The organism is Paraburkholderia ginsengiterrae, from assembly GCF_001645125.1.
In the GTDB taxonomy this organism is placed as follows: domain Bacteria; phylum Pseudomonadota; class Gammaproteobacteria; order Burkholderiales; family Burkholderiaceae; genus Paraburkholderia; species Paraburkholderia ginsengiterrae.
On sequence record NZ_LXKA01000384.1, the window covers coordinates 1 to 7,083 of the forward strand.

The 7,083-nt window shown below is 64.5% G+C and carries 5 protein-coding genes and 1 pseudogene; 4 read left to right on the forward strand and 2 right to left on the reverse strand.

Annotated features, from left to right (window positions below):
• Positions 1 to 1,088: pseudogene (locus tag A6V37_RS39790) on the reverse strand (hypothetical protein); the annotation flags it as partial.
• 135 nt (positions 1,089 to 1,223) lie between these two features.
• Between A6V37_RS39790 and A6V37_RS37375 the strand changes: the two are divergent.
• Complete coding sequence (locus A6V37_RS37375; protein ID WP_064265941.1) at positions 1,224 to 2,138, forward strand: LysR family transcriptional regulator; 915 nt, start codon at positions 1,224 to 1,226, stop codon at positions 2,136 to 2,138.
• Between the two features lie 692 nt (positions 2,139 to 2,830).
• Here A6V37_RS37375 and A6V37_RS37380 read toward each other — a convergent pair.
• Positions 2,831 to 4,324, reverse strand: a complete 1,494-nt coding sequence (locus A6V37_RS37380) for an MDR family MFS transporter (protein ID WP_064286901.1) — start codon at positions 4,322 to 4,324, stop codon at positions 2,831 to 2,833.
• Between the two features lie 230 nt (positions 4,325 to 4,554).
• Between A6V37_RS37380 and A6V37_RS37385 the strand changes: the two genes are divergently transcribed.
• The 3 genes from A6V37_RS37385 to A6V37_RS37395 all read left to right on the forward strand — a co-directional run bounded on the left by A6V37_RS37385 (position 4,555) and on the right by A6V37_RS37395 (position 6,807).
• Positions 4,555 to 4,815, forward strand: a complete 261-nt coding sequence (locus tag A6V37_RS37385; RefSeq protein WP_064286903.1) for a DUF1488 family protein — start codon at positions 4,555 to 4,557, stop codon at positions 4,813 to 4,815.
• An 85-nt stretch (positions 4,816 to 4,900) separates the two neighbouring features.
• Positions 4,901 to 5,404 (forward strand): lipocalin-like domain-containing protein, encoded by a 504-nt coding sequence (locus A6V37_RS37390; RefSeq protein WP_064265943.1) that lies wholly within the window; start codon positions 4,901 to 4,903, stop codon positions 5,402 to 5,404.
• A gap of 251 nt (positions 5,405 to 5,655) precedes the next feature.
• Entirely contained in the window at positions 5,656 to 6,807 is a 1,152-nt protein-coding gene (locus tag A6V37_RS37395) for a porin (RefSeq protein ID WP_064286902.1), read from the forward strand.
• The last annotated feature ends 276 nt before the right edge of the window (positions 6,808 to 7,083 follow it).

The window sequence follows — 7,083 nt, forward strand, 5'->3', positions numbered from 1 at the left end:
GGCGAGTGAAGGGGACAGGAAGTGAGGAGTGAGGGTGGGGGAGTAGGCGGAGAGGGAGAGGCAGGGAGGACGCGGGCGAGCGGAGCAGAGGGGGGGGGAAGCAGCAGAGGGTGGAGAGGAGGAAAAGGGGGGGGGGGGAGAGACGGGAGATGAAGGGAGGGGGTAGCGGGGAAGAGGGCGGAAGAGAACGAAGGAGCGGGGAGGGGGGGATGGGGGGGGGAGGGCGAGGCGGGGCGGGGCGGGGGGCGGGGAGGGGCGGGAGAGGGGGGGGGCGACGGGGCGAGCTGCGGCGGGGGGGGCACGGGAGCGAGAGGCACCCCGGGGACAGGCAAGCTGGGGACGCGGGCCGCGTGGTCGGCCGAGCTCTCGAAGTACGTGGCGAGGAGCACCTTCACGCCGGCGTTGCCGAGTACGTCATACGCGGCGGAAAACGCTTCGAGCCATTCGGCGGGCAGTTCGACGCACAACGCCGGCTCATCGAGCTGCACCCATTCGATGCCGCGCTGCCGCAGTTTCTCCAGAATCCGGCTGTAGCGGATCACGAGCTTTGGCAGCAGCGACAGACGGTCGAATCCAGCGACATGGCTCTTCGACAGCCACAGGTAAGTGAGCGGCCCAATCAACACCGGCTTGACCGGAAGGTTTAGCGCGAACGCTTCATCGACTTCGTCGAACAGCCACTCGACGCCGCCGTCGAAGCGCGTGTCCGGACCCAGTTCGGGGACGAGGTAGTGGTAGTTCGTATCGAACCACTTGGTCATTTCCAGCGCCGGCTGCGCGGCGTTGCCGCGCGCGAGTTCGTAGTACTGGGCGAGCGACAGCGTTTTCGGATCGAAGCCGAAGCGCGACGGCAACGAGCCGAGCAGCGTGCTCAGGTTGAGCATCTGATCGTAGTAAGCGAAATCGCCGACGGTGACGAAATCCAGCTTCGCATCCTGCTGCTGTTGCCAGTGGCGCGCACGCAAGGCGCGCGCAACGCCACGCAGATGGTTTTCATCGGATTCGCCGCGCCAGAACGATTCCTGCGCGAATTTCAGTTCGCGCTGGGCGCCGATGCGCGGAAAGCCGGAGATATGCGTGCGGGCCATGTGAAGTCCTGTTGTCCGTTGTTTGAATTGGCGCTCAGTGTGCGAGTCGCGCTATGATTCATCAAGCGACATGTTTTCAACAATGTATGAGCCAAATTCATATCCAGAACAATTCGTTTAACGCGGAGCCCCGGCATGCTTGAGCTTCGCCACTTGCGTTCGCTGATTGCCATTGCCGAGTCGGGCAAGCTGGTGGCGGCTGCGGAGCGCGTGCATCTGAGCCAGTCCGCGCTGTCGCATCAGATCCGCGACATCGAGGCGCACTACGAGGTGTCGCTGTTCGAGCGCACCAAACAGGGTTTGCGCTTTACCGCCGCCGGCGAGCGACTGCTGGCGCTCGGCCGCGAGACGATCGCGGCCGTCAGCGCGGCGGAGCGCGACCTGGTCCGGCTGAAAGGCGACACGCGCGGCGAGTTGCGCATCGTGCTGGAATGCCATACGTGTTTCGACTGGCTCATGCCGGTGATGGACGAGTTCCGCCGGCGCTGGCCCGAGGTCGAAGTGGATCTGGTCGCCGGTTTTCACGCGGACCCGTTGCGCTTGCTGAGCGACGGCAAGGCCGACGTGGTGATCGGTTCGAAGCCGGCCACGCGGCGCAGCCTGCATATCGCGCCGCTATTCCGCTTCGAGATTCTGGTGGTGATGGCCAACGAGCACAGGCTGCGCAACAAACGCCGCCTCGCGCCGGACGATCTGCGCGACGAGACGCTGATTACCTATCCGGTGCCGGAGGCGCGCATCGACCTGATCCGCGAAGTGCTGGAGCCGGCCGGCATCAAGCTCGAACGGCGCACCGCGGAACTGACTATCGCGGTCATGCAACTGGTGGCGAGCCGGCGCGGCATCGCCGCCTTGCCGAACTGGGGCGTGAAGAACTACGTGGATCACGATTACGTGCTCGCCAAACGGGTCGGCGCGCAAGGCTTGTGGAGCGAGTTGTATGCGGTGGCCGCGAAAGGCTTCGCGAATCGGCCTTATTTCGACGACTTCGTGAAAATCGTGCGCGATACCTGCGCGGCGCAACTGGATGGCGTCGAGTTGCTGGCATAGCACCTGACGCCTGCCGTCCGCGCCGGCACGGGTTCCGCAAAATTTCGCAAGCTCTGCACCGTATTGCGCGGGCAAGGCCGCTATCCTAGCGCCATGCTGAAGCCCAGCACCGAACGGGATTACCGCCGCCGGATCGCAGCAGGCGTGCGTCACGGATCTGATGATCCCCATCTGCAAGGACTGACCATGTTGCGTCGCTCTTGGGCCGCGCTCGCGTGTGGCGCGGTATTGTGGTGGGCGGACGCCGCGGCTCTCGCGGGTCCGCCTGGCTGGCATGTCGGCGAAGAAACGCGGGTCTTTCATCCCGCCGTGGCGCGCGACTGGCGCGGCGCGCGGACCCAGGCGCTGGTGACCCGCATCTGGTATCCGGCCGATCTGGCGCTGCCTGAGCCGCCGCACGATATCGGTCCGCCCGGTCATCCGCTGTTTCAGGGACACCCCGCCATCGAGGGCGCGCCGCTGTCCACCGCGCGCGCGTCCTATCCGCTGCTGGTGCTGTCGCACGGCACCGGCGGCAGCGCCGACAGTCTCGACTGGCTGGCTGCGGCATTTGCCGCGACAATCCGGGCGTCGATCGCGATGCGGTGCATGCGGACACGGCGCGGCGGGCCATCGACTTCTTCGCCGCGACGCTGCCCGTGGGCCAGCCGTAGCACGCGGGCGGCCACGAGCCGCCGCACCCGCCTCGAATTTCAGTGCTCGATCGGCGACAACGTCTCGAGCGGCTTTTTCTTGCCGGTCCCGATGCTGATCGGGGGGACGAACGTGAGCAGCGCGACCACGAAAATCGCGATCGCGAACAGCGAAATGAAGGTCAAATGCAGCGACTGATGCAGCACCATGCGGATCGTGTCGCTGTCGCCGAGACTGGCGGCCTGATTCTGCAGCAGCGCCTTCAACTGGTCGGACGTGACCACGGCCACCCCTTTCGAATGACTGAGCCCGAAGTTGAGCACCGCGCCGAACAGTGTCGCGCCGAGCGTGCTGCCGAGGTTGCGGGAGAAGAGATTCGAAGCGGTGGCGCTGCCGCGTTCGTCCATCCGGACAATCTCCTGGATCAGCACCAGACAACTGACGCTCGACGTCCCCATGCCGAAGCCCATGATGAGCGAGCCGAACCCGGCAACGAGCGGCGAGCCGCCGGGTGACAGGAACAGCAGCAGCGCCGCGCCAAGCGGGATGAACGCGCTGCCGCCAATCAGGATGCGCCGCAGGCCGATGCGGTGAAAGGATTTCGCGGCGAGCGTGGCGCCGGTCGGCCAGCCGACCATCATCATCGTCAGGGCGAGACCGGCGATCACCGGCGAGCGGTGCAGCACGCCCTGCACATACATCGGCAGGAAGGTGGTGGAGCCCATCAGGATCATGCCCGACAGCAGGGTTGCGCCATTGCAGGCGGCAATCGGCCGCCGGCTCCACAGCGCGAACGAGATCATCGGCTCGGCCGCGCGGCGCTCCTGCCATACGAACAGCAGTACGCACAGCACGAAGAACCCGCCCGCCAGCGACGCCGGCGCGGCCTTGTCGTCGCCGCCATAGGTCAGCGCCATCATCAGCGCGGCGAACGCGGCCATGAACAGCGCCGCGCCGCCGAAGTCGATCGAAGGGCGCGCGTGCCGCTCCGATTCGCGCAGGAATGCAATGAAGCCCGCCGCGGACGCCAGTCCGATCGGCACATTCATCCAGAAGATCCACGCCCACGACAGGTTGTGGATGATGAAGCCGCCCACCATCGGGCCGATCACCGCGGAAATGGCCCACACGCTCGCGAGGTAGCCTTGCACCTTGCCGCGCTCGTGCGCCGGGTAGAGGTCGGCGACGACAGTCAGCGTGACCGGCTGGATCGCCCCCGCGCCGACGCCCTGAATCAGGCGGAACGCGATCATGGCCGGCATCGACCAGGCGAAGCCGGCCAGCACCGAGCCGAGCAGAAAGATCGCGATGCCGGCCAGGATGACGGGCTTGCGGCCATACAGGTCGGCGAGTTTGCCGAACACCACGGTCATCGCGGTTTGCGTCAGCAGGAACGACGAGAAAACCCAGCTATACAGATGCAGATCGCCGAGCTGGGCGACGATCTGCGGCATGGCGGTGGAGACGATGGTGGCTTCGATGGCGACCATCGCCATTGAAGCCATCACGGCGGCAATGACGAGAGGACGCGACGATTGCAAGTTGCGGGACATGGGGCGAGAGCTAGTATTAGGATGTTAGGCACGTCGGGCAGCGCGCGTTGAGGCGAACCATTGCCGACCTGCGTGCTGCGACGCGTCAGAACGGCCGTACGAGGGCGGCCGAAGGTCAAGTATGCACCCTGCGAAGAATGCGTGCTGAGCCGGGTTCGCGTGGCTGGCCACGCGAACCCGGCGCGGCGTTTGCGCATTCGACACTTTCTTTCAACACATGGAGGGTCATGATGAGGATCGAATTCACCGGACGCCGCGAAGTCGTGGCAGCGGCGCGCGTCGCCTTCGAAGCCAACGTCGACGGAGCTGACGTCTGGTGCAGCGTCTCGCTGGACGCGCTGAACGACGATTTTGGTAACGAAGGCACGTCGGCGCATCAGCTCGTCGGGACCTTCGAGGCGAATCGCACGCGGATTGAAAACGCCACCCGGCGCGTTCTCGAAAAAAACGGCGGACGGTCCGTGGAACTCGAGACGGACGATTTCAACTGAGGCCTGATTCCTGATTGTTCGGACGGGGTCCGGCGCGCGCGCCGGACCCGTTTGACTTCACGTCCTCGCGCGCGTGGAGAATGTCATGCAAGCCATGCACCAGACTCTCGCCACCGCTGTGATGGCGTGTGCGGCGTTGTGCGCACCCGTGCGCAGCGCACTGGCCCAGGCGGCGGATATCCTGACCGGCTCGTGGTCGCTCGTTTCGGTGACTGTGATGAAAAGCGGCAACGATGTGGAACAGCTGGGTCCCCATCCGCAAGGGCAGCTCATTCTGGGCAACGACGGCCACTACGTGCTGATCGTGCTGCGCTCCGATCTGCCGAAGTTCGCCTCTGGCGACCGTGAATCGGGCACCCCAGAGGAAAATCGCACCATCGCTCGCGGCAATGTCGCGCATTTCGGCACGTACACCGTGGGTCAGGCGGAGCACGTGATCGTTTTTCATATCCAGAAGAGCACCTTTCCGAATTGGGACGCCGATGTTCAGCGTCGCCCGTTCACGCTCGACGGCGACCGCCTGACTTACGTCACGCCGGGCACGTTCGGTTATGGCTCGTCGAAAGTCGTGTGGCAAAGAATGAAGTAGAGCGACTGGCCGCCACCGCGGTGTTGTTCACACGCCACCCGCCATCCGGCGCACAGCCGCCGTCCACGGCGCTTTGCCTGTCAAATTCCCCGTTGCCGGCGCAGCACGCCTAGATTGTTACATTTCGGTGACGGATTCTTCGCGATCGAGCAAAGGACTCTTCTTAAGCACGGGCATTCGTTTTCGAGGTTCGCGTTTTTATACTCGCGTCGCTGTTCAAAACGACATTTCAGCTACGCAGGAGTATTGACGTGAAAAAGATTTCCGCCGCGGTCGCGGTGTTCGCGGGACTGGCCGCAACCGCCGCGCATGCGCAAAGTTCGGTGACGCTGTACGGCCTCATCGACGCCGGCCTGATGTACACCAACAACGTGAAGAAGGGCACCACGCAGGGCTCGCTGGTTCAGGCGACGAGCGGCAATATCAACGGCAGCCGCTTCGGCTTGCGCGGCGCCGAGGATCTCGGCGGCGGCCTGCAGGCGATCTTCGTGCTGGAGAACGGCTACAACGTGCAGAACGGCAAGCTTGGCCAGAATGGCCGGCTGTTCGGCCGTCAGGCGTACGTGGGGTTGAGCGGCAAGGACTACGGCACCTTGACGCTCGGTCGCCAGTACGATTCGCTGGTCGACTTCGTCGCACCGTTGTCGGGCACAGCCGGCACCTTCGGCGACACCGGTTTCGCCCATCCGTTCGACAACGACAACCTGAATCATTCGGTGCGGATGAGCAACGCGGTGAAGTACACGAGCGCCAATTACGGCGGCCTGAAATTCGGCGGCATGTACGCGTTTTCGAACAACACCGATTTCGCGCTCAATCGCGCCTACAGCGCGGGCGTGAGCTATACCAACGGTCCGTTCAAGGCGGCCGCGGGTTATCTGCAGATCAACGGTTCGAATTCCGCCACCAACACCGCGGGCGCGGTCGATCTCGGCGAGTCGACGGCGAACGGCACGGGCGGTTTCCAGCTCGGCGCCAATGTGCAGCGCACCGCCGGCGCGGGCTTGAGCTATGCGTTCGGTCCCGTGACGACCGGCTTCGTCTATACGCACAGCCAGTTCCAGGGCACCTCGTCGTTCGGCGCCACGAATGGCTCGATGCACTTCGACAACTATGAAGTGAACGGCAAGTACGCAGTGACGCCGGCGCTGAGCCTCGGTGCGGCTTACACGTACACGGACGCGCACGTCAGCGGCACGACGAGCTTCGGATCCGATCCGAAATGGAATCAGATCAACCTGCAGGCCGTCTACAACCTGTCGCTGCGCACCGACGTGTACGCCGAAGCGATGTACCAGCACGTGACCGGCAAGGGCTACACCGCGTTTATCAACACGGCGGGCGGCGCGTCGTCGACGGGCAATCAGGTGGTCGGCACCGTGGGTATCCGCACGCGCTTCTGAGCGTGCTTCAGTGCATCCTTGCCCACTGCGGTGGAAAGGACTCTTCCGCCATGGCGTATATATCCGCACCGGCGGCATCGGTAAAGTAGTCATGCCCGCACCGATTCCGGTGTGCGAGCGAGAGAGTTGGCCCCGGCTGGAAACAGCCGGGGTTTTTTTTCGTGCGCCCGGCAGGGCGCACTCACTCGGAGGTGAAAGTCCTCTACACACCCGGCAAGGGGAAGTGTTAGCCAGAGGCAAGGGTTTCGCGGGCGACTGCGAGTCTGAAGGAAGTCC